The organism is Pseudomonas sp. G5001 (assembly GCF_013385475.1).
GTDB lineage: Bacteria > Pseudomonadota > Gammaproteobacteria > Pseudomonadales > Pseudomonadaceae > Aquipseudomonas.
In genome coordinates, this window is the sequence record NZ_JACAPZ010000005.1 from 686,636 (window position 1) to 712,950 (window position 26,315).

At 60.7% G+C, this 26,315-nt stretch carries 24 protein-coding genes; 12 read left to right on the top strand and 12 right to left on the bottom strand.

Annotated features, from left to right (window positions below; translation table 11 throughout):
- The first annotated feature begins 25 nt into the window (after window positions 1-25).
- The 5 genes from HX805_RS04560 (at window position 26) to HX805_RS04580 (ending at window position 7,721) form a co-directional block, all read left to right on the top strand.
- Window positions 26-307, top strand: a complete 282-nt coding sequence (locus tag HX805_RS04560) for a hypothetical protein (protein WP_008434375.1) — start codon at window positions 26-28, stop codon at window positions 305-307.
- A 338-nt stretch (window positions 308-645) separates the two neighbouring features.
- A complete protein-coding gene (locus HX805_RS04565; RefSeq protein ID WP_087694738.1) occupies window positions 646-2,451 on the top strand; it encodes a phenylacyl-CoA dehydrogenase in 1,806 nt (601 codons plus the stop codon).
- Window positions 2,452-2,655: 204 nt separating this feature from the next.
- Window positions 2,656-3,945: a diguanylate cyclase gene (locus HX805_RS04570; RefSeq protein ID WP_023659318.1), complete on the top strand. Its 1,290-nt coding sequence runs from the start codon at window positions 2,656-2,658 to the stop codon at window positions 3,943-3,945.
- Between the two features lie 90 nt (window positions 3,946-4,035).
- On the top strand, window positions 4,036-5,820 hold the full coding sequence (locus HX805_RS04575; RefSeq protein WP_087694737.1) for an acyl-CoA dehydrogenase C-terminal domain-containing protein: 1,785 nt from the start codon (window positions 4,036-4,038) through the stop codon (window positions 5,818-5,820).
- Window positions 5,821-5,942: 122 nt separating this feature from the next.
- Window positions 5,943-7,721 carry an acyl-CoA dehydrogenase C-terminal domain-containing protein gene (locus HX805_RS04580; RefSeq protein ID WP_177116643.1) on the top strand — a complete coding sequence of 593 codons (1,779 nt, stop codon included), beginning with the start codon at window positions 5,943-5,945 and terminating at the stop codon, window positions 7,719-7,721.
- Window positions 7,722-7,947: 226 nt separating this feature from the next.
- Here HX805_RS04580 and HX805_RS04585 read toward each other — a convergent pair whose 3' ends face one another.
- Entirely contained in the window at window positions 7,948-8,838 is an 891-nt protein-coding gene (locus HX805_RS04585) for a LysR family transcriptional regulator (RefSeq protein WP_003211052.1), read from the bottom strand.
- A gap of 209 nt (window positions 8,839-9,047) precedes the next feature.
- Here HX805_RS04585 and HX805_RS04590 point away from each other — a divergent pair, with 209 nt between their 5' ends.
- Window positions 9,048-10,328, top strand: a complete 1,281-nt coding sequence (locus HX805_RS04590) for an aspartate aminotransferase family protein (RefSeq protein WP_177116644.1) — start codon at window positions 9,048-9,050, stop codon at window positions 10,326-10,328.
- A 186-nt stretch (window positions 10,329-10,514) separates the two neighbouring features.
- A complete protein-coding gene (locus HX805_RS04595) occupies window positions 10,515-10,673 on the top strand; it encodes a YqaE/Pmp3 family membrane protein (RefSeq protein WP_003211049.1) in 159 nt (52 codons plus the stop codon).
- Between the two features lie 6 nt (window positions 10,674-10,679).
- On the opposite strand, the gene pqqE is transcribed toward HX805_RS04595, so the two are convergent.
- From pqqE to HX805_RS04640, 9 genes are all read right to left on the bottom strand, one after another.
- Window positions 10,680-11,819, bottom strand: a complete 1,140-nt coding sequence (pqqE, locus tag HX805_RS04600) for a pyrroloquinoline quinone biosynthesis protein PqqE (protein WP_008434380.1) — start codon at window positions 11,817-11,819, stop codon at window positions 10,680-10,682.
- Window positions 11,812-12,087 (bottom strand): pyrroloquinoline quinone biosynthesis peptide chaperone PqqD, encoded by a 276-nt coding sequence (gene pqqD / locus HX805_RS04605; RefSeq protein WP_003211043.1) that lies wholly within the window; start codon window positions 12,085-12,087, stop codon window positions 11,812-11,814. Before pqqD ends, pqqE begins: the two co-directional genes overlap by 8 nt.
- A complete protein-coding gene (gene pqqC, locus HX805_RS04610; RefSeq protein WP_003211042.1) occupies window positions 12,084-12,836 on the bottom strand; it encodes a pyrroloquinoline-quinone synthase PqqC in 753 nt (250 codons plus the stop codon). Before pqqC ends, pqqD begins: the two co-directional genes overlap by 4 nt.
- Before the next feature lie 11 nt (window positions 12,837-12,847).
- Window positions 12,848-13,759: a pyrroloquinoline quinone biosynthesis protein PqqB gene (pqqB, locus tag HX805_RS04615; RefSeq protein WP_003211040.1), complete on the bottom strand. Its 912-nt coding sequence runs from the start codon at window positions 13,757-13,759 to the stop codon at window positions 12,848-12,850.
- 77 nt (window positions 13,760-13,836) lie between these two features.
- Window positions 13,837-13,911: a pyrroloquinoline quinone precursor peptide PqqA gene (pqqA, locus tag HX805_RS04620; RefSeq protein ID WP_003194766.1), complete on the bottom strand. Its 75-nt coding sequence runs from the start codon at window positions 13,909-13,911 to the stop codon at window positions 13,837-13,839.
- A gap of 159 nt (window positions 13,912-14,070) precedes the next feature.
- Window positions 14,071-16,443, bottom strand: a complete 2,373-nt coding sequence (pqqF, locus tag HX805_RS04625; protein ID WP_177080661.1) for a pyrroloquinoline quinone biosynthesis protein PqqF — start codon at window positions 16,441-16,443, stop codon at window positions 14,071-14,073.
- Between the two features lie 51 nt (window positions 16,444-16,494).
- Window positions 16,495-17,289: a carbon-nitrogen hydrolase family protein gene (locus HX805_RS04630; protein ID WP_003211036.1), complete on the bottom strand. Its 795-nt coding sequence runs from the start codon at window positions 17,287-17,289 to the stop codon at window positions 16,495-16,497.
- 10 nt (window positions 17,290-17,299) lie between these two features.
- Entirely contained in the window at window positions 17,300-18,982 is a 1,683-nt protein-coding gene (locus HX805_RS04635; RefSeq protein ID WP_032899288.1) for an NAD(P)/FAD-dependent oxidoreductase, read from the bottom strand.
- Window positions 18,983-19,149: 167 nt separating this feature from the next.
- The gene (locus tag HX805_RS04640; RefSeq protein WP_102604402.1) at window positions 19,150-19,632 is read right to left on the bottom strand and encodes an Lrp/AsnC family transcriptional regulator; all 483 of its coding nucleotides are present in this window, start codon (window positions 19,630-19,632) and stop codon (window positions 19,150-19,152) included.
- Between the two features lie 161 nt (window positions 19,633-19,793).
- Between HX805_RS04640 and HX805_RS04645 the strand changes: the two genes are divergently transcribed.
- Window positions 19,794-22,154, top strand: coding sequence for a glucose/quinate/shikimate family membrane-bound PQQ-dependent dehydrogenase (locus HX805_RS04645; RefSeq protein WP_177080663.1), 2,361 nt, complete (start codon window positions 19,794-19,796; stop codon window positions 22,152-22,154).
- Between the two features lie 42 nt (window positions 22,155-22,196).
- Here HX805_RS04645 and HX805_RS04650 read toward each other — a convergent pair whose 3' ends face one another.
- Window positions 22,197-23,063 (bottom strand): LysR substrate-binding domain-containing protein, encoded by an 867-nt coding sequence (locus HX805_RS04650; RefSeq protein ID WP_177080664.1) that lies wholly within the window; start codon window positions 23,061-23,063, stop codon window positions 22,197-22,199.
- Between the two features lie 113 nt (window positions 23,064-23,176).
- On the opposite strand from HX805_RS04650, the gene HX805_RS04655 reads away from it, so the two are divergent.
- The 4 genes from HX805_RS04655 to HX805_RS04670 all read left to right on the top strand — a co-directional run bounded on the left by HX805_RS04655 (window position 23,177) and on the right by HX805_RS04670 (window position 25,691).
- Window positions 23,177-23,602 (top strand): VOC family protein, encoded by a 426-nt coding sequence (locus tag HX805_RS04655; protein ID WP_010167388.1) that lies wholly within the window; start codon window positions 23,177-23,179, stop codon window positions 23,600-23,602.
- Between the two features lie 10 nt (window positions 23,603-23,612).
- The gene (locus HX805_RS04660) at window positions 23,613-24,866 is read left to right on the top strand and encodes an amidase (RefSeq protein WP_177116645.1); all 1,254 of its coding nucleotides are present in this window, start codon (window positions 23,613-23,615) and stop codon (window positions 24,864-24,866) included.
- 185 nt (window positions 24,867-25,051) lie between these two features.
- Window positions 25,052-25,234, top strand: coding sequence for a type II toxin-antitoxin system HicA family toxin (locus HX805_RS04665; RefSeq protein WP_003211022.1), 183 nt, complete (start codon window positions 25,052-25,054; stop codon window positions 25,232-25,234).
- 55 nt (window positions 25,235-25,289) lie between these two features.
- Complete coding sequence (locus HX805_RS04670) at window positions 25,290-25,691, top strand: type II toxin-antitoxin system HicB family antitoxin (RefSeq protein ID WP_003211020.1); 402 nt, start codon at window positions 25,290-25,292, stop codon at window positions 25,689-25,691.
- Between the two features lie 89 nt (window positions 25,692-25,780).
- On the opposite strand, the gene HX805_RS04675 is transcribed toward HX805_RS04670, so the two are convergent.
- Window positions 25,781-26,293, bottom strand: a complete 513-nt coding sequence (locus HX805_RS04675) for a cupin domain-containing protein (protein WP_177022285.1) — start codon at window positions 26,291-26,293, stop codon at window positions 25,781-25,783.
- Window positions 26,294-26,315 lie beyond the last annotated feature (22 nt).

Genomic DNA, 26,315 nt, shown 5'->3' on the forward strand with positions numbered 1-26,315 from the left:
ATTCTCTTATAGGCAGGTTCACGCCATGGAAATCTCTGGTAGCAGTGCGTTTTACTCGGGACTGAGCGCGATTCAGACCGGGCAGAACCGTGTCGACCAGGCCGCCGGCAAGATTGCCAGCGCCGCCACTTCCCAGCCTTCGGACGCGCAAAATGATCGTTTGCGTTCGGTAGACGCCAATCAGGCCAGCAACTCGGCGAGCAACATGGTCGAGATGGCCCAAGGCAAGTTCCAGGTTGAACTGGGCGCCAAAGTCGCCAAGGCTTCCGACGAAATGCTCGGCACCTTGATCGATACTTACGCATAACCCCCCCTCTTATCGTGTGAGCTGGCTTCTCTGTGGGAGCTGGCTTGCCTGCGATAGCGTCACCTCGATCCTCCTGATACACCGCGGCGCCCGCATCGCAGGCAAGCCAGCTCCCACATTGATCTTCACCGCTCAATAATCTTTTTCCTCCTGAATCGTCATGCGGCATTTCGCTGCAGGCCTTGCCGTGCCTGACGTTGACCTGCGTCATGACAAACGGCGTTTGCGCGACGCTTGACAAGGATTGGTCGTAAACGTATGTTTCAAACAACTGTTTGACCGCCACAACACATCCATGCGGTTGTTCATCCCAGATACATCAGCAGAGGTTTATCGCTATGCCTGACTACAAGGCCCCCTTGCGTGATATTCGCTTCGTTCGTGACGAACTGCTTGGCTATGAAGCGCACTATCAGAGCCTGCCGGCTTGCCAGGACGCTACCCCGGACATGGTTGACGCCATTCTCGAAGAAGGCGCCAAGTTCTGTGAGCAGGTACTGGCACCGCTGAACCGCGTGGGTGATATCGAAGGTTGCACCTGGAGCGAGTCAGGCGTTAAGACCCCTACCGGTTTCAAAGAAGCCTACAAACAGTTCGTTGAAGGCGGCTGGCCAAGCCTGGCCCACGACGTGGCGCACGGTGGCCAGGGCCTGCCGGAATCCCTGGGTCTGGCGGTCAGCGAAATGGTCGGCGAAGCCAACTGGTCGTGGGGCATGTACCCGGGCCTGTCCCATGGCGCGATGAACACCATTTCCGAGCACGGCACTCCCGAGCAGCAAGAGGCTTACCTGACCAAATTGGTGTCGGGCGAGTGGACCGGCACCATGTGCCTGACCGAACCGCACTGCGGCACCGACCTGGGCATGCTGCGCACCAAGGCCGAGCCTCAGGCTGATGGTTCCTACAAGGTTTCCGGTACCAAGATCTTCATCTCGGCCGGCGAACACGACATGGCCGACAACATCGTCCACATCGTGCTGGCTCGCCTGCCGGACGCACCGGCTGGCACCAAGGGCATTTCGCTGTTCATCGTTCCCAAGTTCGTACCGAACGCCGACGGTTCGATTGGCGAACGCAACGCGGTGTCCTGTGGTTCCCTGGAACACAAGATGGGTATCCACGGCAACGCCACCTGCGTGATGAACTTCGACGCGGCCACCGGTTTCCTGATCGGCCCGGCGAACAAAGGCCTGAACTGCATGTTCACCTTTATGAACACCGCTCGCCTGGGCACCGCGCTGCAAGGCCTGTCCCACGCTGAAATCGGCTTCCAGGGCGGCCTCAAATACGCTCGCGACCGCCTGCAAATGCGCTCCCTGACTGGCCCGAAAGCGCCAGACAAGGCCGCCGACCCGATCATCGTGCACCCTGACGTGCGCCGCATGCTGCTGACCATGAAAGCCTTCGCCGAAGGCAACCGCGCGATGGTGTACTTCACCGCCAAGCAGGTTGACGTGGTCAAGTACGGCACTGACGACGAAGCCAAGAAACAGGCTGACGCACTGCTGGCCTTCATGACCCCGATTGCCAAGGCGTTCATGACCGAAGTCGGTTTTGAAGCCGCCAACCACGGCGTGCAAATCTACGGCGGCCACGGCTTCATCGCCGAGTGGGGCATGGAGCAGAACGTTCGCGACAGCCGCATTTCGATGCTGTACGAAGGCACCACCGGCATCCAGGCCCTCGACCTGCTGGGCCGTAAAGTGCTGATGACCCAAGGCGAAGCGCTGAAGGGCTTCACCAAGATCGTCCACAAGTTCTGCCAGGCCAACGAAGGCAACGAAGCCGTACAGGAATTCGTTGCACCGCTGGCGGCACTGAACAAAGAGTGGGGCGAGTTGACCATGAAGGTCGGCATGGCGGCCATGAAAGACCGCGAAGAAGTCGGTGCCGCTTCGGTGGATTACCTGATGTACTCCGGTTATGCCTGCCTGGCTTACTTCTGGGCCGACATGGCCCGCCTGGCCGCCGAGAAACTGGCTGCCGGCACCAGCGAAGAAGGCTTCTACACCGCCAAGCTGCAGACTGCGCGTTTCTACTTCCAGCGCATCCTGCCGCGTACCCGCACCCACGTTGCAACCATGCTGTCGGGCGCCAACAACCTGATGGACATGAAAGAAGAGAACTTCGACCTGGGCTACTAAGCCTCGGCCAGTTCGCTTCAAAAGCCGCCGCTCCTTCGGGAGCGGCGGTTTTTTTTGCGCGATAAAAAACCACAGTACCGCACTCAGGGATTGCTCCGAGCGGCCGTTACAGTGATGGCAATGTGATACGCATCACATTGAATGTGCTTAACTGTGATCAGTGAAGGCACTGTGCCATCTTTTTTGTGGGTCGGAGCTTTACCCTTGTCGCGCGCGTCTGCTGTACGTTTCAGTCATTTTTTACCTTCACTGCTTTTACTGCTGGCGGGGCTCTCGGCTGCGTATGTGAAGGATCTCAATGTGTTCTTCACTTCACTGTTCAATGTGCTGCCGACCCTCGTGCTGCTGCTGGGCGGCTCGTACTGCGCGGTCTACCGGCGCCAGCGAGAGCTGTTCCTGATGATCACGGTGTATGTGGTCTATTTCCTGCTGGATACCCAGACCGATTACTACCGCGATAACGGTCGCGTGCGGGACGACGCGGCCGTGGTCTTCCATCTGTGTTGCCTGTTGTTACCGTTGCTGTTCGGCATCTACGCGGTCTGGCAAGAAAAAACCCACCTGTTTCGTGACTTCGTCGCACGCTGCGCGGTGCTGTTTGCGGTAGGCAGCGTGGCGCTTGCCCTTGAACAAAGTTTTCCCCATGCCTTGTTGAGCTGGTTGGCTGAAATTCGCTGGCCCGCCTTGCATGGCCGCTGGATGAGCCTGATCCAGCTGTCCTATCCGATGTTCCTGATTGGTTTTGTGACCCTGGCCGCGCAGTACTGGTATCAACCAAGACCGCTGCACGCCGCGCAGCTGGTAGGGTTGCTGGGGTTGTTCTGGATGTTGCCGCAGACGTTCATCCTGCCGTTCACCCTGAACATCATGTGCAGCCAGGTGATGCTGATGATTGCTGCCGGGGTGGCCCACGAGGCTTATCAAATGGCCTTCCGTGACGAGCTGACCGGGTTGCCGGGCCGCCGCGCGCTCAATGAGCGCATGCAGCGCCTGGGGCGCAATTATGTGCTGGCCATGGGCGACGTCGATCACTTCAAGCGTTTCAACGATACCCATGGCCACGACGTGGGCGACCAGGTACTGCGCCTGGTGGCCAGCAAGTTGTCCAAGGTCAACGGCGGCGGCCGGGCCTACCGCTATGGCGGTGAGGAATTTGCCGTGGTATTCGCCGGCAAGACCCTGGATGAATGCCTGCCGCACCTGGAAGAGATCCGTGAAATCATCGCCAACTACGACATCAAACTGCGTAACCCGGACCGTCCCCACGACGACCAGCAGGGGCGCCAGCGTCGTGTGGGCAATGGCGCTTCCAGCGTGTCGGTGACCGTCAGCATCGGTGTGGCCGAACGCCAGGCCGAGCAGCGCAGCCCTGAAGAAGTGCTCAAATCCGCCGACCAGGCGCTGTACAACGCCAAGGGCGCGGGGCGTAACTGCGTGGTCGCTGCGGGGCAGACCCGCCGCGGCGCGGTCCGCATGGACAGCGCTGCCGGTTGAGTGATGGTGGTGTATTCAGCGGCCCTACAGTGATTGTCCGGTGGGCCGTGGGGCAGTAGGTTGAAGGCATCTGCTGCCGGAGACATTGCCATGCCTGACTATAAAGCTCCCCTGCGCGACATGCGCTTTCTGATCGATCACGTCTTTGACTTCCACGGCCACTACGCCGCGCTGGGTGCAAGCGATGCCAGCCCGGACATGGTCGGCGCGATCCTCGAGGAAGGTGCGAAGTTCTGCGAAAACGTCCTGGCGCCGTTGAACCGCTCCGGCGATGAAGAAGGCTGCCATTTCGACAACGGTGTGGTGACCACGCCCAAGGGCTTCAAGGAAGCCTTCGCGCAGTACGTGGAAGGCGGCTGGCACGGTTTGGCGGCTGACCCGGCCTACGGCGGGCAGGGCTTGCCAATGTCCCTGGGCCTGGTGCTCGCGGAGATGATCTCCTCCAGCAATACGTCCTGGGGCATGTACCCTGGCCTGACCCACGGTGCGATGTCGGCGATCCGTGCCCACGGCACTGAAGAGCAGAAAAACACCTACCTGAGCAAACTCACCGCGGGCCAGTGGACCGGCACCATGTGCCTGACTGAAGCCCATTGCGGCACCGACCTTGGCCTGATCAAGACCCGCGCCGTACCGCAGGCCGACGGCAGTTATGCAGTCACCGGCAGCAAGATTTTCATCTCGGCCGGCGAGCATGACATGAGTGACAACATCATCCACCTGGTGCTGGCCAAGCTGCCGGATGCGCCGGCCGGCACCAAGGGAATCTCGCTGTTTATCGTGCCCAAGTTCCATGCCGACTCGGGCGAGCGCAACACGATGAGTTGCGGCTCCATCGAGCACAAGATGGGCATCAAGGCGTCGGCCACCTGTGTGCTGAACTTCGATGGCGCCCGGGGTTTCCTGATCGGTGAGGCGAACAAGGGCCTCAACTGCATGTTCACCATGATGAACCATGCGCGCCTGGGCACCGGCATGCAGGGCCTTTGCCTGGGGGAAGCGAGCTTCCAGGGTGCGATCAAGTACGCCAACGACCGCTTGCAGATGCGCTCGCTGACCGGCGCCAAGGCACCCGAAAAAGCCGCTGATCCGATCATCGTCCACCCGGATGTGCGGCGCATGTTGCTGACCATGAAAGCCTTCAATGAAGGCAACCGCGCATTGACCTACTTCTCGGCACAGTTGCTCGATACCGCACACCTGAGTGGCGACGAGGGGCAACGCCAGGAAGCCGAAGACCTGTTGGCCTTCCTTACGCCGATCTGCAAGGCGTTCATGACCGAAACCGGGCTGGAGGTGACCAACCACGGCATGCAGGTGTTCGGTGGCCATGGCTTCATTCGTGAATGGGGCATGGAGCAACTGGTTCGCGATTGCCGGATTGCGCCGATCTATGAAGGGACCAACGGCATCCAGGCCCTGGATTTGCTCGGGCGCAAGGTGCTCGGCAGCCAGGGCAAGCTGCTGCGCGGCTTTACCAAAATCGTCCACAAGTTCTGCGCGGCCAACGCCGAACATCCGCAACTCAAGGCCCATGTGGCTCAGCTCAACCAGTTGAATCAGCAGTGGGGTGAGCTGACGGTCAAGGTAGGCATGGCAGCCATGAAAAACCCGGATGAAGTCGGCGCTGCAGCCCTGGATTACCTGATGTACAGCGGCTACATCATCCTTGCCTACTTGTGGCTGCGCATGGCGCTGGTGGCGCAGGAGCAGTTGGACAGCGGTAGCGGTGATGCCGATTACGCCCGAGGCAAGCTGGCGACCTGCGAGTTCTACTTCAAGCGCCTGCTACCGCGCACGGCCGCGCACCGGGCGGCGGTGGAGGCGGGCAGTGAGTGCCTGATGAGTCTGCCGGCGGAGCTGTTTGCGCTTTAGTGACCGTAAAATACTTGTTGGTCACAAGCAGACCCTATGTGTCACAAAAGTTGTTCGGTTACACTCGGGGTCTGTAAAACCGACCCCACCCGAATAACGTTAAAGTTCTCACGAGGTTTGCCATGGCTGACTACAAAGCGCCGCTGCGCGATATGCGCTTCGTCCTCAACGAAGTTTTCGAGGTCGCCAAACTCTGGGCCCAACTGCCCGCGCTGGCGGAAACCGTCGACGCCGAGACCGTTGAGGCAATCCTCGAAGAAGCCGGCAAAGTCACCTCCAAGACCGTCGCCCCGCTCAGCCGCGGCGGCGACGAAGAAGGCTGCCGCTGGGAGAATGGCGCGGTCTTCACCCCGGCTGGCTTCAAGGACGCCTACAAAACCTACGCTGAAGGCGGTTGGGTAGGTGTTGGCGGCGACCCGGCGTACGGCGGCATGGGCATGCCCAAGGCAGTGTCGGCCCAGGTAGAAGAGATGATCAACTCCTCGGGCCTGGCCTTCGGCCTCTACCCGATGCTGACCTCCGGCGCCTGCGTGTCGATCAACACCCACGCCAGTGAAGAGCTCAAGGCCACTTATCTGCCGAATATGTACTCCGGCGTGTGGGCCGGTTCCATGTGCCTGACCGAACCTCATGCCGGCACTGACCTTGGGATAATTCGGACCAAGGCCGAGCCTCAGGCAGACGGTTCCTACAAGGTCAGCGGCACCAAGATCTTCATCACCGGTGGCGAGCACGACCTCACCGAGAACATCATCCACCTGGTGCTGGCCAAGCTGCCGGACGCACCGGCGGGTCCCAAGGGTATTTCGCTGTTCCTGGTGCCCAAGTTCATGGTCAATGCCGACGGCAGCCTGGGGGCGCGCAATCCGGTGACCTGCGGCTCCATCGAACACAAGATGGGCATCCAGGCGTCTGCGACCTGCGTGATGAACTTCGACGAAGCCGTGGGCTACCTCGTGGGCGAGCCGAACCGTGGCCTGGCCGCGATGTTCACCATGATGAACTACGAGCGCCTGGGTGTGGGCATCCAGGGCCTGGCCTCCGGTGAGCGCTCTTATCAGAACGCTATCGAATATGCGCGCGACCGCCTGCAAAGCCGTTCGCCAACCGGTCCGAAAGCCAAGGACAAGGTCGCTGACCCAATCATCGTCCACCCGGACGTGCGGCGCATGCTGCTGACCATGAAAGCCTCGAACGAAGGTGGCCGTGCGTTCTCCACCTATGTGGCGATGCAGCTCGACACCGCCAAGTTCAGCGAAGACGCCACCGCCCGCAAACGCGCGGACGATCTGGTTGCTCTGCTGACTCCGGTTGCCAAGGCGTTCCTGACCGACCTGGGCCTGGAAACCACCGTGCACGGCCAGCAGATTTTCGGCGGCCACGGCTACATTCGCGAATGGGGCCAGGAGCAACTGGTGCGTGATGTGCGCATCACCCAGATCTACGAAGGCACCAACGGCATTCAGGCCCTGGACCTGGTGGGACGCAAGATCGTCGGCAGCGGTGGGGCGTTCTACAAGCTGTTCGCTGATGAGATCCGCCATTTCACCGCCACTGCCGGCGCCGAACTGGCCGAATTCACCAAGCCGCTGGACGCGGCCGTGGATGACCTGGACGAACTGACCGCCTGGCTGCTGGACCGCGCCAAATCCAACCCGAATGAAATCGGCGCGGCATCCGTGGAATACCTGCACGCGTTCGGCTACATGGCTTATGCCTACATGTGGGCCCTGATGGCCAAGGCGGCTCTGGGTAAAGAGGCTCAGGAAGACTTCTACGCGAGCAAGCTGGGCACCGCGCGTTTCTACTTTGCGCGCTTGCTGCCGCGGATCGCGTCCCTCAGCGCCTCGGTAAAAGCCGGTAGCGAATCGCTGTTTTTGCTGGATGAAGCACTGTTCTAAGGGCTTGGAGGGCGTGTAAGCATTCTCTTACATGACGTGCTGCTATTCGTCCTCTATCGCCAAATTGGATCCACGGATAATCTACTTCACATGGACGTCGCGCAGGAAGCGCAAAGCAACAACACGGACACGTAGGATTCTGCCAGGAAGGCGGAGTGAAATGGATGTCAGGGAAACAGTCTGCAAAGCCCCGCTTCGGCGGGGTTTTCTTTTGCCTGCGAAAAAGTCAGGCGGGCGCGTTCATCACGTCTTCCAGCAGCGTGCGCAACAATTCCAGCGTCGCCTGCTGGCGCTGCACATCCCGGCACACCAACCCCACTTTCAACGGCACCCGTGGTTCGCTCAAGGGTTTCCACAGCAACGCCTTGCTGTTGTGTTCATCCTGGGAGCGTCCGGGAAGCACCGTCGCCAGCTTGGTATGGGGCAGGCTGTCGAGAATCCCCGCCATCGTATTCAACTCGGCCTGCACTTGCGGGCGTCGGCCCAGGTTGGCCAATTGACCTTGCCATATCTGGCGCACCTGAAACTCTTCCCCCAGCAGCAACATGGGTAACTCGGCGGCTTGCTTCAGGGAGACTTTCTTGAATTCCCGCAGCGGGTGATCAGCCGGGATGACCACCTTCAGTTCATCTTCATACAGCAGCACGCCGTGCAGCCCCGGCTGGCGTGGCGGCAGGTAGCTGATGCCGATATCCAGCGAGCCGTTGAGCAGCCGGCGTTCGATTTCCATCCCGGTCAGCTCGTAGATCTGTACGACCAGATGCGGCTGGGCCTTGCGCACCCGTTCGAGCATCTGCGGCACCAGGCTGGTGTGCACGGTTTGCAGCACGCCGATCGCCAAGGTGCGCAGTGCCTGGCCCTTGAAGTTACGCAGCGCTTCCACCGCATGCTGCATACCGTCGAGCAAGGGCAGGGCGTGGTTATACAAAGTGTGGGCGGCGAGGGTCGGCAGCAGGCGCTTGCTGCTACGTTCGAACAGGCTCACATCAAGGTTTTGCTCGAGCTGGCGAATCTGCTGCGACAACGCTGGCTGGGAGATCGACAGGCGCTCCGCTGCCCGCCCCACATGGCCTTCTTCGTACACCGCGACGAAATAACGCAGTTGCTTGAAATCCATAAGTAATGCTTATCGAAAATGCTGGAAAATCGAAATGGCCGAGTGCCCCCAAGGCGCCTAGTCTAGCGCCTATTCACAGGGCTTACAGGGCCGGAAAGCACGATGAGTAGTGTTTATGTTGACGGTGTTTGCATAGGCAAGGCAAAAAACCTCCGCCATGGGTTTATCGGTAATACCGACCAAGGTGCGATTGCCAAAGGGGTTCATCCATGAACCTGTTCAACCTGCGTCGCCCCGCCCCCAGCCTGGATGATCTGGTCCTCGAGGCGAAGACCCCGGCTCTGCGAGACGATCTTTCCAGCGATTGCCTGATGCCCAGTGTGGCCCGCCCGCCCCAGGTGTTTGTACGCGGCCAAGGCTCCTGGCTGTGGGACAGCGAAGACCGCGCCTATCTCGACTTCAGCCAGGGTGGCGGCGCCAACAGCCTGGGCCATAGCCCACAGGCAGTGACCAAGGCGCTGGCCGATCAGGCCCAATCGCTGATCAATCCCGGTAACAGCCTGCACAACCGCGTTCAACTGAACCTCGCCGACCGCCTGTGCCATCGCACCGGCAGCGACCAGGCCTACCTGCTCAACAGCGGCGCCGAAGCCTGCGAAGCGGCTATCAAGCTGGCGCGCAAATGGGGCCAACTGCACCGTGGCGGCGCCTATCGCATCATCACCGCGAGCAACGGTTGCCATGGCCGCAGCTTTGCCGCGATGTCGGCCTCGGCAGCCGCCAGTGAAAACCGTTTTGAGCCCCAGTTGCCAGGCTTCAGCCACGTGCCGTTCAACGACCTGCCGGCGCTGCACGCGGCGGTGGATGCGCAAACCGTGGCAATCATGCTGGAACCGATCCAGAACGATGCCGGCGTCATTCCCGCGACCGAGCACTATCTCAAGGGTGTCGAACGCCTGTGCCGCGAGCTGGGCATCCTGTTGATCCTCGACGAAGTGCAAACCGGCACTGGCCGTTGCGGCACGTTGCTCGCCGAACAGCACTACGGCGTACGTGCCGACATCATCTGCCTGGGCAAGGGCTTGGGTGGTGGTGTGCCACTGGCGGCGTTGCTCGCGCGGGGAAAGGCGTGTTGTTTTGAAATCGGTGAGCTGGAAGGCACCCACCATGGCAACGCGCTGATGGCTTCCGCTGGTATAGCGGTGCTCGATACCGTACTGACTCACGAATTTCTGGAGCACGTTTGCGAGGTTGGCGCTTATCTGGGCGAAGGGCTTGCCCGCCTGGCGCATCGCTATGACCAGGGTGAACTGCGCGGCCAGGGCCTGATGTGGGGACTGACTCTGTCGGAGGATTCGGCAGATGCGGTGGTAAACGCCGCGCTCAGTGAAGGCCTGATCCTGAGCGCGCCGCAACCCGATTGCCTGCGCTTCACCCCGGCGCTCACATTGAGCAAAAGCAACGTCGACGAAATGCTCCTGCGTCTGGCCCGTACCTTCTCCCGGGTGCGCACTGCACAGCTGCAATGCCGCAAGGGCATTGCCGTTTAAGCCCCATATTTCCTGAACCGTCTCGCGGTATACGCGGCGCCTCCAGCCTGATTCTTTTGGCTGGGGGCGTTTTTTTGTCCGCGAATTAGACGATGGCTGAGTGCCAGATCCCACTGAACCCTTACCAACGGCCAAGGTCGATTAGCTTGTACGGCTCACACGAGCCGATTTTCTGGAGCTGAACCCATGGATATCATTCGCATCATCATCGCTATTCTGCTGCCGCCACTGGGTGTGTTCCTGCAAGTGGGTTTCGCTGGCGCGTTCTGGCTGAACATCCTGCTGACCTTGTGCGGTTACATTCCCGGCATCGTGCACGCGGTGTACATCATCGCCAAACGCTAAAAGACCTCAGCCTTTCGCGATCAGCCGTGAGTTGCGCTCATTGCGAAAGGCCAGTTGCTCAATGGTCTGGGTGGCGTGCTCCGCTTCTTCGCGGGCCTGGAGGATCATGCCGTGGTGCTCCGATTTGCTGCACACCGGGTCAGCATTGCTGGCATCCCCGGTCAGCATGAACGCCTGGCAGCGGCACCCACCGAAGTCCTTTTCCTTCTCGTCACATGAACGGCACGGCTCGGGCATCCAGTCGTAGCCGCGAAAGCGGTTGAAGCCAAACGAGTCGTACCAGATGTGTTGCATGCTGTGGTCGCGCACATTGGGAAATTGCACCGGCATCTGTCGGGCTCCGTGGCACGGTAGGGCAGTACCGTCCGGCGTTACTGTCAGAAAGATGCTGCCCCAGCCATTCATGCAGGCTTTCGGGCGTTCCTCGTAGTAATCCGGCGTGACGAATATCAGCTTGCACGGGTGGCCTTCGGCTTCGAGCTTGGCGCGGTATTCGTTGGTGATGCGTTCGGCGCGCACCAGCTGTTCCTGGGTCGGCAACAGGCCGACCCGATTGAGCTGGGCCCAGCCGTAGAACTGGCAGGTGGCAAGCTCGACAAAGTCCGCTTCCAGGGCAATGCACAGCTCAATGATGCGGTCGATCTTGTCGATATTGTGCCGATGGGTGACGAAGTTCAGCACCATCGGGTAGCCATGGGCTTTCACTGCCCGGGCCATTTCGAGTTTTTGTGCGAAGGCTTTTTTCGAGCCGGCCAGCAAGTTGTTCACTTGCTCGTCACTGGCCTGGAAACTGATCTGGATATGGTCCAGGCCGGCCTTCTTGAAGTCGCTGATCTTCTGCTCGGTGAGGCCGATGCCGGAGGTGATCAGGTTGGTATAGAAACCCAGCTTGCGCGCCTCGGCGATCAGTTCGGCGAGGTCCTGGCGCACCAGCGGCTCACCGCCGGAAAACCCCAGTTGCGCAGCGCCCATTTCCCGGGCTTCACGAAATACCTTGATCCACTGTTCCGTGCTCAGTTCCTTGCCCTGCTCGGCAAAATCCAGCGGATTGGAGCAGTACGGGCATTGCAGCGGGCAGCGGTAGGTCAGCTCGGCCAGCAACCAGAGCGGCAGGCCGATTTCCGGCTTGGGTGGCAGGTCAGGCAAGTTCGATCCAGTGCTGAGCACGGGCAACCTCCATGAATTGCTCGATGTCTTCACCGAGCTCGGGCACGCCAGGGAACTGCTTGTCCAACTCGGCGATGATTGCGCTGACATCGCGCTCGCCGTCGATCAAGCCACCGATCAAGGCGGCGCTGTCGTTGAGCTTGATCATGCCTTCCGGGTACAGCAGCACATGGCCTTTTTGCGCCGGTTCGTACTGGAAACGATAGCCCTGGCGCCAGGTCGGTTTTTTGCTGCGATCGAAGCTCATAGGGTGATCCCCTTATGCCATACACGCTGATCGGTCACGCTGTGATACGGCGGGCGTTTCAGTTCATAAGCCATGCTCATTGCATCGAGCATGCTCCAAAGAATGTCCAGTTTGAACTGGAGAATTTCCAGCATGCGCTCCTGGCCTTCGCGGGTGGTGTAGTGCTGCAGGGTGATGGCCAGACCGTGCTCCACATCCCGGCGAGCCTGGCCCAGGCGGGTGCGGAAATACTCGTAGCCGGCGGGGTCGATCCATGGGTAATGCTGGGGCCAGCTGTCGAGGCGCGACTGGTGGATCTGCGGGGCGAACAACTCGGTCAGGGAACTGCTGGCGGCTTCCTGCCAGCTGGCCCTGCGGGCGAAGTTGACGTAGGCGTCTACCGCAAATCGTACGCCCGGCAGTACCAACTCCTGGGAGCGCAGTTGATCCGGGTCGAGGCCGACGGCCTGTCCCAGGCGCAACCAGGCTTCAATGCCGCCGTCTTCGCCGGGAGCGCCGTCGTGATCCAGCAGGCGCTGGATCCACTCACGACGAATCTCCCGGTCCGGGCAGTTGGCCAGGATCGCGGCGTCCTTGAGGGGAATGTTCACCTGATAATAAAAACGGTTGGCGACCCAGCCCTGGATCTGCTCGCGGGTGGCGCGGCCTTCGTACATCGCCACGTGATACGGGTGATGGATATGGTAGAAGGCGCCCTTGGCGCGCAGGGCCTGTTCGAACTCGGCGGTGGTCAGCGGTGTGTCAGTCATTTGGCTCGCTCCTACAATTCAATGCTCATGCCGTCGTACGCCACTTCCACATTGCGTCGCAGCAGCTCGGCTCGCTCGGGCGAGTCTTCATCCAGGATCGGGTTGGTGTTGTTGATGTGGATAAGCACCTTGCGCTGCTTGGGCAACTGCTCCAGCACTTCCAGCATGCCGCCGGGGCCGTTTTGTGCCAGGTGGCCCATCTCGCGACCGGTGCGGGTGCCGACGCCACGGCGCTGCATTTCGTCGTCGTCCCACATCGTGCCGTCCACCAGCAGGCAATCGCTGCCGGCCATTATTTCCAGCAACGGTGCGTCAACCTTGCCCAGGCCCGGCGCATAGAACAGCTTGCCGCCGGTGCGCAGGTCTTCGACGATCAGGCCGATGTTGTCGCCCGGGTGTGGGTCGAATCGGTGAGGTGAGTAGGGCGGTGCCGCGCTGCGCAGGGGCAATGGTGTGAAGCGCAGGTTGGGGCAGGCGGGGATCGTGAAGCTGGCGTCCAGCTCGATGCGGTTCCAGGCCAGGCCGCCGTTCCAGTGGGTCAGCATGGTGAACAGCGGGAAGCCGGTGCTCAGGTCTTCATGGACCATGTCGGTGCACCACACCTGGTGCGGGCAGCCTTCGCGCAGGCTGAGCAGGCCGGTGGTGTGGTCGATCTGGCTGTCCATCAGGATGATCGCGCTGATGCCGGTATCCCGCAGCGCGCGGCCCGGTTGCATCGGGGCGAAGCCTTGAAGCTGGGCGCGAATATCTGGCGAGGCGTTGCACAGCACCCAGTTCACGCCGTCATCGGAAATCGCGATGGACGACTGGGTACGCGCCTCGGCCCGCAGGCTGCCGTCGCGAAAACCTGCACAGTTCACGCAGTTGCAGTTCCATTGCGGGAAACCACCGCCCGCGGCGGAACCTAGAATCTGGACAAACATGGCCGCTCCATTACACACAACTCAAAAATAAAAACGCCCCGGGCGAGCCGAGGCGTTGCATTGCGATACAAAGCCAATCAGCGGCTGGCAAAGTACATGGTGACTTCAAAGCCGATACGCAGATCAGTGTAAGCAGGTTTGGACCAGGTCATGTTCTTACTCCTACGAAGGGAAGGGACGTTTACTACCAAGTAATACATATAGTCCACCTCCAAGCGGAGATGTTCAGATGTGTGCATGTGAATGTTACGTACTTCTTTTGAAGATAGCGCTGTCCTGCGGGAAAAAGCCTTTTACCGAAGCGGCAATGATCAGCCAGGTCGTTGCCAGGAGCCGGCGGCACAAGCGCCATTGGCCACACAGCACCATCCGCCTGCAGCAGCATTGAGTTGCTGTGCAGATACCATTAAATCCTCACGGGTGCGGGTCTGGATGAAATCTTGCAGCTGCTGGATGTAATCCGACGGGTGGCCTGCCAAGTGCGCGTGCCAGAGCAGTTCAGCGGCTTGGGAAGTGGGTAGGGCGTCGAGGGAAAATTGCCGGGCCAGATCGTTCGGCAGTTCGCTGGCGTTGATCAGCGCGGGCAGTTGCTTCAGGAACGCCTGCAGGTGATCAAGTATTTGCGCAAGAGACGCGCTTGGGGATTGCACCCCAAACAGCAGGCCGGTTTGCCCGCTGTACTGCCGGATGTCGCTGAACACCGCGTAGCCCAATTGAAGCTCAACACGCAGTTGCTGGTAGAACGGCGCTTGCACCAGATGTGCGAGTAGACGCCAGCAAGCCTCGTCCGCCAGGGAGCGTGTGGCTGTCGGGCAGAACAGCAGCAACGCGGCGTCGCTGGAATCGGTCCTGACTTCGTGCCAACTATGCTGGCTGCTGATTGACGGCAGTTCGCTGATAGCCGCTTGCGGTTGGCCGGGCAGTTTCCCGGCTGCACTTTTTATCGCCGTCTCGCAGGCGGCGGGCAGCCCCACGGCGAGCCCTTGCCAGCGAGCGGTTGACCATCGGTCTCGCCCAGCAACCTGCTGTGCAGCTGGGATGTCGGCGCAATACCCGGGCAATGCCTTGAGTAACTGCCGGATCGCCATTGCCGGCGCCGGGGAGGATGACGCTCCGGCATTTTCGTCGAGCCGGGTCAGCTCGCGTGCCACTTCCTCCAATATCGCGGGCATGGGTTCGTGCAGCCCTAGCATCTTCAGCTGCCAGTGACCGCCGATTGTCTCGAAAGACAACTGGACGCCAGCCTGGCTGGCGTTCTCACGCAGCCGTGGGAAAAGCTCTGCATCCAGCGGCGAATCCAGATGCCAGCGCAGGTAGAGCGCGCCTTCATCTGTGTCGCCTGGCAAGGCCTGGCTGAAGGTCAGCGCCGAAAGGTCCTTTCGCCCACGGGAGCGATCCTGGGCGAACGTGCGCAGGCCGCGATGGGCGCTGGTTTGCCCGCGAATCAGCCCCAGGCGCTCTTCCTTGGCTGCCGGCTGCAGGAACGGATTGGTGGGCGGCAGTTGCCAGGCGTGCCGGGACGGCGGCAATTGCAGCGAGTCCAGCAGGGTCTTGAGGGAGCTGGCGCTCTGCTCGGACAGGACCAGTTCCTTGTCCTGCCGGGCCAATGCCAGGGCACCACTGACCTGTTGTTTGCGAGCAAGCAGCAAGGCGTACTCTTCCCGCAGGGGCGCCCAGTCACTGTGTGCGAAAAAGCTCAGCCAGTGGTGCAGCAGTTCTTCGATCAGTGTCGTCTGCTGCGCACCCTGAGTGTCCAGGGTGAACTTGATATCCAGCAACGCCTGTCCGGCAAATTGATACAGCGCCGTTGCGTTAATGGCGCTGACTAACTGCCGCGACTGCAACTCGGCGAGCAACCCGCCGGGCGCCGAAGTGTTCAGCCACAGGCAGAGGAAATCCAGCGCCTCAGGGGAAGCCTCGCTTGCCACCACCTGATGCCAGTGGTGTTCATCGGTGTGTTGATAAGTACGTTGATTGCCGGCCAGCAACGCTGGCGCCGGCGTCTGTCGCCGCAGAGGTGCAGTCTTCAGCGCAGCGCCAAACTGATGCGCCAATGCCTCCAGCTCCACCAGCGACTGAGGGCCCGCAAGGCTCAAGGTCATTTGCCCGGAATGATAGAAACCTTCATAAAAATCCCGCAACGCCTGCTGAAAATCCTCACGCTCTACCGCCAAGCTATCCCGGTTGCCCGCATGAAACGCGCGCAACGGATGACCCGCCGCAACACCTCCCAGCAACGCTTGTTGCTGTTGCGCCGTGGCATCTTGCGACCAGGCAATAAACTCCGCCTGCAATACTTCGCGCTCACGCAACTGGTCTTCCAGGGCCAGGCGCGGATGGGCGAGCATGTCCCCCAGGCGCTCCAGTGCGGCTTCAAATGCCGAAACAGGCACCTCAAAGAAAAAGTCGGTAGTGCGCTCGCGGGTGCTGGCATTCACCTGCCCGCCCTGACGCTGGACGTAGGCCATCAGCCCGTCGCTTGCAGGAAAACGTCCGGTGCCCAGGAACAATAAATGCTCAAGAAAATGCGCCAGTCCCGGCCACGCCAGGGGTACATCGTGGCTGCCCGCTGCAACGCGCAAGGCAGCCGCGGCGCGCTTCAAGCGCGGCGCATGATGCAAGGAAACCCGCAGGCCGCTGGCCAGGGTCAATTGAAGGTGATGAGGGTGGGCCGGCGCAGGCATGAGCACTTCCGAAACGTAGGAAGTGCCTATGCTAGCGCAAAGCAGCCGGGATCAGTGCTTGTGCAACGCCCCATAAAGCTCGGGACGACGGTCCAGCAGGTAGCGATTGGCCGCGCGTGAGTCGACCATCAACTGCCGATCGAGTGTGCCCACGATCAGCGCTTCATCCAGACCGGCCTGGGCAATCCGCTGGCCATCCGGCGCGGCGATGCTGCTTTGCCCGCAATACTGGATCTCGCCTTCCTGCCCGCAGTAATTGGCGTAGGCCACATAACACTGGTTTTCAAAAGCCCGCGCCCGCACGGTCACATCGGCGACGAAATCGAAGGGCACCATATTGGCCGTCGGCACCAGGATCAACTCCGCCCCGGCCAGCGCCAGGCGCCGGGTGTTCTCCGGGAATTCCAGGTCATAGCAAATCAGGAAACCCAGCTTCCAGCCGTTCAATTCCACCAGCGGAAAATCATCGTCCCCGGCGCTGAACATCGAGTTGTCGAGGTCGCCAAACAGGTGGGTCTTGCGGTAGTTGCACAGGCGTTGGCCGTTGGCGTCTATCAACTGCACGGCGTTGTAGATCTGCCCGTCTGCACCGCGCTCCGGATAGCCATACAGAATCGCCACGCCCGAGTTTTTCGCCAGCGCGGCGATGGACTGTGCGGATGGGCCGTCCTGGGTTTCAGCCAGGGCGCCGACCGCTTCCACGCCGATGTTATAGCCGGTGAGAAACATCTCCGGCAGTACCAGCAGGTCGGCGTCGGTGGCCTCTTGCGCCAACTGATGCAGGCGCTTGAGATTACCGGCCACGTCCAGCGGCAAAGGTGGGCATTGATACAGGGCAACACGCATGGGCAACTCCTTACTCGGGCAGTGCGATCGGCCCGATCTCGTCGAACACATCCCCCGGCCCCGGGTTCTGCGGGTGAGTGCTGCCACCGAAGTGAGTCATGATGCCCCACACCGCGTTCAGCGAGGTTTGCACGGCGCCTTCAACCCACGCCGGGGTCCAGGACACGTCGTCACCGGCGATGAAAATACCGCGTTGCTCCGCCGGCATGTCCTTCTGCATGAAGTGCGCATACATCCGTTGGTTGTAGCGATAGTGACCGGGAAGTGCGCCTTTGAAAGCGCCGAGGAAATGCGGGTCGGCTTCCCATGACACGGTGATCGGGTCGCCGATGATCCGCGCGGCGATGTCGACTTTCGGGTAGATCTTCTTCAGCGCATCCAGAGCCAGTTTCACGCGTTTCTCGATGGGTTGCGGAAGCATTTTCAGCGCATCGCTCATCCAGGAGTAGGACAGGCAGATCACCCCCGGCTTGTCGTCGCCGTTGTCGAACAGATAGGTGCCGCGGGTCAGGCGATCCGTCAGCGTCATGCTCATCAGGTCGCGGCCGGTTTCCGGATCCTTGTCCTTCCAGAATGGCCGGTCGACCATCACGAAGGTCTTCGACGACTGCATGTAGCGGGTGCGGTCCAGGGCCATCCACATCTTTTGCGAGAACAGGGTTTCGTCGCACTCGATCTGGGTGGTCAGCAGCCAGCTCTGGCAGGTGGTCAGCACGGCGGCGTATTCGCGGGTGTCACCGTAGTTGTCGGTGACGGCGAAACGGCCGTCCGGCGCGTGGGCAATGCGCTTGACCCCGGCCCGTGGCGCACCGTTGTGCAGGGAACTGAGGCTGGTGCCTTCGGGCCAGTGGGCGCAACGCTCCGGCACATGGCGCCAGATGCCCATGGGCACTTGGGCGACGCCGCCGACCACCAGATGCTGGTGATCGTCGCAGTTGGTCATCACCACGCGGAAGATTTCCAGCATCGAGTTGGGGAAGTCCGAGTCCCAGCCGCCGGTGCCGAAACCGACCTGGCCGAACACTTCGCGGTGATGAAAGGACAACTTGGCGAACGCTTTGGAGGTCGCCACGAAGTCGTAGAAGGTGCGGTCGTCCCACAACGGAACCAGCGTATTCCACAGCTCTTTCAGGCGCGGTACGTCACGGTCGCGGATGGCTTGCTGGATATCGGCGAACTGCGAGCCGGCTTCCAGGGCGTCGGCCCAGGCGTCAGCCACTTCCTGGAACAGTGCAGGAAGGTCAGCGAGTTTCTGTGCGTAGTGCGTCTGGCCTTCGAGGTCGATGACCGTGCTGCCGGAAGCCGGCGTCAGCGGGTTGGGGAAGGGTTTGGTCTCCAGCCCGAGCTTGTCCACATAGTGGTAGAACGCGGTGGAGGACACCGGGAAGCGCATGCCACCCAGTTCCGCAATGATGCCTTCGGCGCCTTCAAACGCCTGGGAGCGCAGGCGGCCACCCATTTTCGAGGCTTCATACACTACGGGTTTAAGGCCCAGCTTCATCAGCTCATAGGCGGCTACCAGCCCGGCAATCCCGGCGCCGACGATCGCCACTTCGGCGCCGTGGTTGGCCGCCGGAATGCTGCCCAGGCCCGCCGGATGCTCGATCCAGTCATCAAAGGCAAACGGGAAGTCCGGGCCAAAGATGGTGATCGGCTTTTTACCGGTGGCGGGGTGGCGATTGGTCTTGCTGATGGTGCTGGAAGGAATGCTCATGGCTGACCTTGCTGGCGGCTCGGCGGGGCGCGACCCGCTGAGTATAGGAAAAGATGGCAGCCATTCTAGGGAGCGTAGCGTTCGTTAATAAGACGCAATGTGTCGTCGGATTGAATTGTTTTTAGTCAGAGTGACGAGCTTGCTGGTCAGATTGGTTGGCCGCGATCCAGTTTGTTACTGAGGATGATCGAGGTGGTGGTCTTCTCCACGCCATCGACGCTGCCGATCTGGTCCAGCAGTTGATCCAGCTGTTCCGGCGAATCGGTGCGCAGCCAGGCCACGTAATCAAACTCGCCGCTTACCGCACATAATTGCTGAACCTGCGCCATGGCACTGATCCGGCGCAGCACTTCCTTGCCGGAGCGCGGTTGCACGGTGATCCCCACGTAGGCCTGCAAACCACCGTCCACCACCCGCTGGCTGAGGCGCACGCCATAGCCGGTAATCACCTGGGTTTTTTCCAGGCGCGCCAGGCGTGAGGTGACGGTGGTGCGCGCGATGCCCAGTTGCCGGGCAAGCATGGCCACACTTTCACGCGCGTTGATCTGCAAGGCGGCGATCAACTGGCGATCGATTTCATCGAGGACGGGAGGGTGAGAGGCGGACAAGGTGTTCTCCGGCGCGGGCATCAATGGGCGAGCATGTTACAGGCTCGGTCCTGGCGATACTGCCCGCCCCGCCGGGAATTTATTTTCGCCGCTGATCGAACACATTATTTTGTGCCAGATTGTGAAAAGTAACTGTTTGGTACATTATTTTGCGTTAGGTATACAGGAAGGACGTTTGCGCGATGAATAACTTTGGGGCTGCCACCGGCAGCAGATGGTTGCTGGTTGGGCTGGGCCTGCTGATCGCCTTGATCGGCCTGGGTTTGGCAGGCGGTGGCGGTTACCTCGTAGTGTTGGGCGGCAGTTGGTATTTCCTGCTGATGGGCCTGGCGATGCTGGTCTCTGGTGTGCTGATCGCCAAGCGCCGGCCTCAGGGCGCATGGCTGTACGCCGTGGCATTGGTGCTGACTGCGATCTGGGCGGTGTGGGATACCGGTCTGGAATACTGGCCGTTGGTTTCGCGAGTCCTGACCTTCGCCGTCATCGGCCTGGTAGTCGCGCTGATTTATCCACAGCTCGCCCGCGCCTCGGGATCGACACCCGGGCGCGGCGCCTATGGCGTTGCCGGGCTGCTGGGCCTGGGCGTGGTCGCCACCCTGGCGTACATGTTTGTACCGACCCACGTGGTCAAGGCCAGCAGTGAGCCTGCGGTGACTGCGGTAACGCCGGGCACCGAGCAAAAAGACTGGGCCCACTGGGGCAACACCACCGCCGGCAATCGGTTTGCCGCGCTGGACCAGATCAACAAAGGCAACATCGACAAGTTGCAGGTGGCCTGGACCTTCCACACCGGCGATATCCCCGAGAGCAATGGCGCCGGTGCCGAAGACCAGAACACCCCGCTGCAGATCGGTGACAGCGTTTACGTGTGCACCGCCTACGGCAAAGTGTTTTCCCTGGACGCCGATACCGGTGCCCAACGCTGGAAATTCGACCCCCAGGGCAGCGGCCCCAACTGGCAGCGTTGCCGTGGCCTGGGGTATTTCGACAGCAGTGCCAGCGAGCAACCCGCCGGCGCCAAAGCCTGTGTGAAACGTCTGTTTCTGCCGACCGGCGATGCCCGGTTGATTGCGATCAATGCTGAAACCGGCGCGCCTTGCGAAGACTTCGGCGACCACGGCACCGTCGACTTGAAGACCGACATGGGCGAAGTGAAGCCCGGTTATTACCAGCAAACCTCGACGCCACTGGTGGCGGGCAATGTGGTGATCGTGGGCGGGCGTGTGGCAGACAACTTCTCCACCGGTGAACCGCCAGGCGTGGTGCGCGCCTTTGACGTGCACAGCGGCGAACTGGTGTGGGCCTGGGATCCGGGCAACCCGAACACCACCAAACGCCCACCTGCAGGAGAGACCTACACCCGTGGCACGCCGAACGTATGGTCGGCCATGTCCTACGACGCCAAGCTCGGCCTGGTCTACCTGCCCACCGGTAACGCCACCCCGGACTTCTTCGCCGGTGAACGTACCGCCTATGACGACAAGTGGAGCTCCTCCATCGTCGCCATCGACGTGAAGACCGGCCAGGTGCGCTGGCACTTCCAGACCACTCACCACGACCTGTGGGACTTCGACCTGCCGGCACAGCCGCTGCTCTACGACATTCCGGATGGCAACGGCGGCGTGCAACCGGCACTGGCCCAAGTCACCAAGCAAGGTGAAATCTTCCTGCTCAACCGCGCAACCGGCGTGCCCATCGCCCGGGTCGAAGAGCGTCCGGTGCCCCAGGGCGATGTGCCCGGCGAACGTTATTCGCCGACCCAGCCGTTCTCGGTGGACATGCCTTCGATCGGCAATCAGCAACTGACCGAATCCGACATGTGGGGCGCCACGCCGTTTGACCAGTTGATGTGCCGCATCCAGTTCAAGGGCATGCGCCACCAGGGCGTCTATACGCCGCCAGGCCTGGACCGCGCGCTGCAATTCCCGGGCTCCCTGGGCGGAATGAACTGGGGCAGCGTGTCGGTGGACCCGAACACCCACTACATGTTCGTCAACGACATGCGCCTGGGTTTGGCCAACTACATGATCCCGCGCGACAAGATCGCCGCCGGTGCCAGTGGCATCGAAATGGGCGTGGTGCCGCAAGAAGGTACGCCGTTCGGTGCAATGCGCGAGCGCTTCCTCTCGGCGGCGGGCATTCCGTGTCAGAAGCCGCCGTTCGGCACCCTGTCGGCCATCGACCTGAAAACCCACAAGCTGATGTGGCAAGTGCCGGTGGGCACGGTTGAAGACACCGGGCCGCTGGGCATCCGCATGCACATGCCGATTCCAATCGGCATGCCGACCCTCGGCGCGTCCCTGGCCACCCAGTCCGGCTTGCTGTTTTTTGCTGGCACCCAGGACTTCTACCTGCGCGCTTTCGACACCGGCAACGGCAACGAGATCTGGAAATCACGGCTGCCGGTGGGTAGCCAGTCGGGGCCGATGACCTACGTGTCGCCCAAGACCGGCACGCAGTACATCGTGCTCACCGCTGGCGGCGCGCGACAGTCGCCGGACCGTGGGGATTATGTGATTGCCTACGCGTTGCCCAAGAAATAGGGCGTGAAAAAGCCGCACGGATGTGCGGCTTTTTTTTGCGTCTTAGATCGTGTCTGCCAGCAGGCATCGGGCAAAGAGTTGTGGCACCGGAAGGTTGCGCTGGCTGTAGCGGCTCAGCAAGATGATTTCCCGGTTAAAGGTCAGCTCGCCCAGCGGGATGACACGCACCTGCGGGGATCGGTCCAGCCATAGTCCGGCGTGGGGAACCAGTGAAACGCCCAGGCCGCATTCGACCATTTTGACCAGCGCCTCAATCTCGTCCAGTTCCAGCGCCACTTGCACGTCCAGCCGCTGATCCCGCAGAAAGCGACTGACCAGCCGCCCGCCAAACGAAGCCCGGTCGTAGCGCACGTGAGGATGAGCGGCGAGCAGTTGCAGCGGGTCATCACCCTTGACCGTGTGCGGCACGATCAACACAAACGGCTCCTTGCGCAGCACCTGTACGTGCAGTTCCTTGGGCAAATCAAAGGGCGGGCGAATGATGATCGCCGAATCCAGCTCGCCTGCGTCTACCTGGCTGAGCAACTCCAGGGAAACCCCTGGCACTAATTTGCATTCGACCGTCGGCGCAGCCTGGCGCAAGCGCACGAGGGCCTGGGGCAGCAGCCCGGTCTGGGCGGTGGTGATGGCGCCGACTTTCAATTCGCCACGGTATTCGTTGGCATCCACCGGCACGGCCATGCGGTTGAACGTCTCGAGAATTTCCCTGGCCAGCGGCAGCGCGCGGATCCCCGCCGCGTTCAGCGTGGCCTGGCGTCCGGTTCGGTCGAACAACTGCACGCCGAGCACCTGCTCCAACTGACGGATCTGCGCACTCACTGCCGATTGTGTCAGCCCGATATGCATGCCCGCTGCGGCGAACGTGCCATGGCGGGTAACGGCGATAAAGGTTTTCAGTTCCCGCAGCATGGGCGTCTCGATTGATCAAAATAATTTGAGCTCGCTGCGAAAACTATCGTCTTTCCATCGGTTACGGCAAGGCTAGACTCGCAAGGACTTAATACCCATAGAGGTTAGACCTGATGGCACTGGCTCCTTTTCACCTGGCAATTCCGGTATTCGACCTGGCGGCTGCGCGGCAGTTTTATGGCGAGGTGTTTGGGTTGGAGGAGGGACGTGCCAGTGATCACTGGGTCGACTTCGACTTCTTTGGGCATCAATTGGTGATTCATGAGCATCCGAAAACCGCTTCTCAAGAGGCGGCGCACACCAATGCGGTAGACGGTCACGACGTGCCGGTGCCGCATTTTGGCGTGGTGCTGAGCTGGGATGATTGGCATGCGCTGGCGGAGCGGTTACAGGCACGCAATACCCGATTTGTGCTGGAGCCGCACATTCGTTTCAAAGGCCAGGTGGGCGAGCAGGCGACGTTGTTCCTGTTTGACCCGTGCGGCAACGCGTTGGAGTTCAAGGCGTTCAAGGACATTGGGCAGTTGTTTGCCAAATGAGGGCGCTTTGATGAATGGCCTGGATGCGACGGGCATCGCCGAGGCAGTGGGTTCGGGGGCGATTACGCCGGCTTTGGTTGCTGAACACTTTCTTGCGCGCATAGGTGTCGACGAACCAGATATCCAGGCGTTTGTATCCTTCGACGCTGAGGCGGTGCGCGAGCAGGCGTTGCAGCTTGAAGGCTGTTCCGGTCCGCTGGCAGGCTTGCCCGTGGGGATCAAGGACATCTTCGATACCGCCGACCACCCAACGGAATTCTATTCGCCGATTTACCAGGGTAATCGTCCATCGCGGGATGCCCATGTGGTGACGCTGCTACGCCAGGCGGGCGCGATCATCATGGGCAAGACCCACACCACCGAATTTGCCTACATGAACACGGGGCCGACGCGTAATCCGCTGGATTTGTCCTGCACTCCGGGTAGCTCCAGCGCGGGTTCTGCTGCGGGGATGGCGGCCGGGTTTTTCCCGTTGGCGTTGGGTACCCAAACGGCGGGGTCGTTGCTCAAGCCTGCGGCTTATTGCGGGTTGTTTGCCTTCAAACCGTCGTTTGGACTGGTCTCGCTGGAAGGCGTGAAACCCCTGGCGCCGAGCTTCGATACGGTGGGTTGGTATGGGCGCTCGGTGCGTGATCTTGAGCGGGTGGCGCAGGTGTTGATTCGAGGGTTTCCGGCTGTTGAGGTCGGTCGTCGGCCTTTGCGGCTTGGTTTCTGCCGTACTTCTCGCTGGTCGGATGTGCAGCCGGTGGTGGCCCAGGCGATTGAGCTAGCGATAGCTAGGTTGGGGCCTCTTGTCAGTGAAGTCGTGTTGCCCGAGGCGTTCGACGGAGTATTCGACGATCACCAGTTGATCAACGATTGCGAAGGTGCCCGTTCATTGGCCAAGGAGTTTCAGTCTCATCCCGAACTACTCAGCGACTCGACGTTGGCCATGATTGAGCGTGCGAAGGCTACAAGCTGGGAACAGGAGTCGGCTGCGAAGGCACGCCTCGCACAACTCGCCCCGCAGCTCGCGCAGATCTGCCAGCCGTTTGATGCGATGTTGAGTGTTTCCTGCGGGATGCTGGCGCCGGTGGGGTTGGCGACCACGGGCCCGTCGGACTTCATCAAGTTCTGGGGCGCGTTTGGCTTGCCGCAGGTGAATGTACCGGTGATGCGTGGGGAAGGGGAGTTGCCGGTGGGGTTGCAGGTAATTGGGGCGTTTAGAGGGGATGCGCCGTTGCTAGGTACGGCGCAAGTCATTGTTAATGCGTTGGTAAGCTGAGAGTCAGTCAAGGCACAAAAACTGACATTAGTTCGCTGGCGAAGCGGCGATAGGCGTAGTCATCATATTCTTCGCATGAGCCCGTTCAGAAATGAGCGGGCTTTTTTCATTGGTGTGTCCTGTGTGTATAAAAGATGCTGCAGGATACCTTCGGTGTGTAAGATACACACTGTGGAGCGGGCGCGATGAGAAGCAGAGAGGTAATTGACTTGCTGATGGCGGATGGATGGTTTGAGGTGGCGGCGAAAGGCAGTCACCATCAATTCAAGCACTCAACCAAGCCCGGCCGGGTGACGGTTCCTCATCCTAAATCAGAGATAGCCAAGGGGACCTTGCACAGCATTTTGAAATCAGCAGGCCTGAAGTGATGACCGTAGGTTATGTGGTGAATGATCCCGCTGCGGCTCATTCAAAGGAGGAAAAATGAAATTTCCAGTGGTGATACACAAAGACGCTGATTCAGATTACAGCGTGACCGTCCCGGACGTGCCAGGTTGCTTTTCTGCGGGCACAACCTTTTCCGAAGCTCTGGATAATGTCCGCGAAGCTTTAGCGCTGCACCTCGAGGGATTGGTTGCTGATGAGGAGCGGCTTCCTCAGGCTAGAGAGGTCGACGTCCATTTGGAGAATCCGGACTTTGCGGGTGGCGTGTGGGCGGTGATCGACTTTGATCTCACTCCTTACCTGGGCAAGTCAGTCAGGTTCAACGCCTCACTGCCTGAGCAACTTTTGAATCGTATCGATGAGCGAGTGCAAAAAGACCATCGCTATGCCTCGCGCTCTGGGTTCCTGGCGACGGCGGCTTTGCGCGAACTTTCCGTTTGATAACGGGCCGGTAGAGCACGCAGTACAAAAAAGGCTTACACCGCAAAGCGTAAGTCTTTCTTTTATTCGAGGAGGTGTGATCAGCGAGACTACGACCCCTTGCACACCTTCGCAGCGGCAGCATCGTTCGGGATAAATGAATCCGGCGCGCCCGGCTTCAGCACCACGTATCCTCGCCGCCACGGTTGATCGTCCACCAGATTCCAGCGGTGCCCGGTGCCGGTATTGTCTTCGGCGATCAGTACTTCACCCGGATGCAACGTGAACTTCTCACCGCCGCGAGTCACGAATGCAAGGGTGCCGGACAGCGTCATCACGTACTGAGGCTCCGGGTCGTTATGCCAGCCATACGAGGCGTGCGCCGGGGTTTGCTTGAAGTGAATGGCAGTCACGTCATTGCGCATGCTCTGGTCGATGGTGCCTTCCAGTACGTGCGAATTGTTGTCGGCGCCGGTGCAGAGCTTGAATGCCTTGATGGAGTCAGTGGCGGCGGGGGCGGCTTGTGCACCGCTCAAGGTGGCGAGGGTGATTGCGACGGTGGCTGTGGCACGTATGCCCAGGCCGTGGATTGCGTTGCGCGGCGAGCGTTTTTGCTGATGCATGGAACAAGTTTCCCTCGTGCTG

Bases quoted from the DNA above. Each gene is read 5' to 3' on its own strand.
- pqqB (WP_003211040.1), bottom strand. From the start codon at position 13,759: ATGTTTGTCCAGATTCTAGGTTCCGCCGCGGGCGGTGGTTTCCCGCAA.
- HX805_RS04585 (WP_003211052.1), bottom strand. From the start codon at position 8,838: ATGGATTTCAAGCAACTGCGTTATTTCGTCGCGGTGTACGAAGAAGGC.
- pqqC (WP_003211042.1), bottom strand. From the start codon at position 12,836: ATGACTGACACACCGCTGACCACCGCCGAGTTCGAACAGGCCCTGCGC.
- pqqF (WP_177080661.1), bottom strand. From the start codon at position 16,443: ATGCCTGCGCCGGCCCACCCTCATCACCTTCAATTGACCCTGGCCAGC.
- HX805_RS04565 (WP_087694738.1), top strand. From the start codon at position 646: ATGCCTGACTACAAGGCCCCCTTGCGTGATATTCGCTTCGTTCGTGAC.
- HX805_RS04595 (WP_003211049.1), top strand. From the start codon at position 10,515: ATGGATATCATTCGCATCATCATCGCTATTCTGCTGCCGCCACTGGGT.
- HX805_RS04630 (WP_003211036.1), bottom strand. From the start codon at position 17,289: ATGCGTGTTGCCCTGTATCAATGCCCACCTTTGCCGCTGGACGTGGCC.
- HX805_RS04660 (WP_177116645.1), top strand. From the start codon at position 23,613: ATGAATGGCCTGGATGCGACGGGCATCGCCGAGGCAGTGGGTTCGGGG.
- HX805_RS04575 (WP_087694737.1), top strand. From the start codon at position 4,036: ATGCCTGACTATAAAGCTCCCCTGCGCGACATGCGCTTTCTGATCGAT.
- HX805_RS04675 (WP_177022285.1), bottom strand. From the start codon at position 26,293: ATGCATCAGCAAAAACGCTCGCCGCGCAACGCAATCCACGGCCTGGGC.
- HX805_RS04665 (WP_003211022.1), top strand. From the start codon at position 25,052: ATGAGAAGCAGAGAGGTAATTGACTTGCTGATGGCGGATGGATGGTTT.
- HX805_RS04590 (WP_177116644.1), top strand. From the start codon at position 9,048: ATGAACCTGTTCAACCTGCGTCGCCCCGCCCCCAGCCTGGATGATCTG.
- HX805_RS04670 (WP_003211020.1), top strand. From the start codon at position 25,290: ATGAAATTTCCAGTGGTGATACACAAAGACGCTGATTCAGATTACAGC.
- HX805_RS04645 (WP_177080663.1), top strand. From the start codon at position 19,794: ATGAATAACTTTGGGGCTGCCACCGGCAGCAGATGGTTGCTGGTTGGG.
- HX805_RS04580 (WP_177116643.1), top strand. From the start codon at position 5,943: ATGGCTGACTACAAAGCGCCGCTGCGCGATATGCGCTTCGTCCTCAAC.
- HX805_RS04650 (WP_177080664.1), bottom strand. From the start codon at position 23,063: ATGCTGCGGGAACTGAAAACCTTTATCGCCGTTACCCGCCATGGCACG.
- HX805_RS04560 (WP_008434375.1), top strand. From the start codon at position 26: ATGGAAATCTCTGGTAGCAGTGCGTTTTACTCGGGACTGAGCGCGATT.
- pqqD (WP_003211043.1), bottom strand. From the start codon at position 12,087: ATGAGCTTCGATCGCAGCAAAAAACCGACCTGGCGCCAGGGCTATCGT.
- HX805_RS04640 (WP_102604402.1), bottom strand. From the start codon at position 19,632: ATGCCCGCGCCGGAGAACACCTTGTCCGCCTCTCACCCTCCCGTCCTC.
- HX805_RS04655 (WP_010167388.1), top strand. From the start codon at position 23,177: ATGGCACTGGCTCCTTTTCACCTGGCAATTCCGGTATTCGACCTGGCG.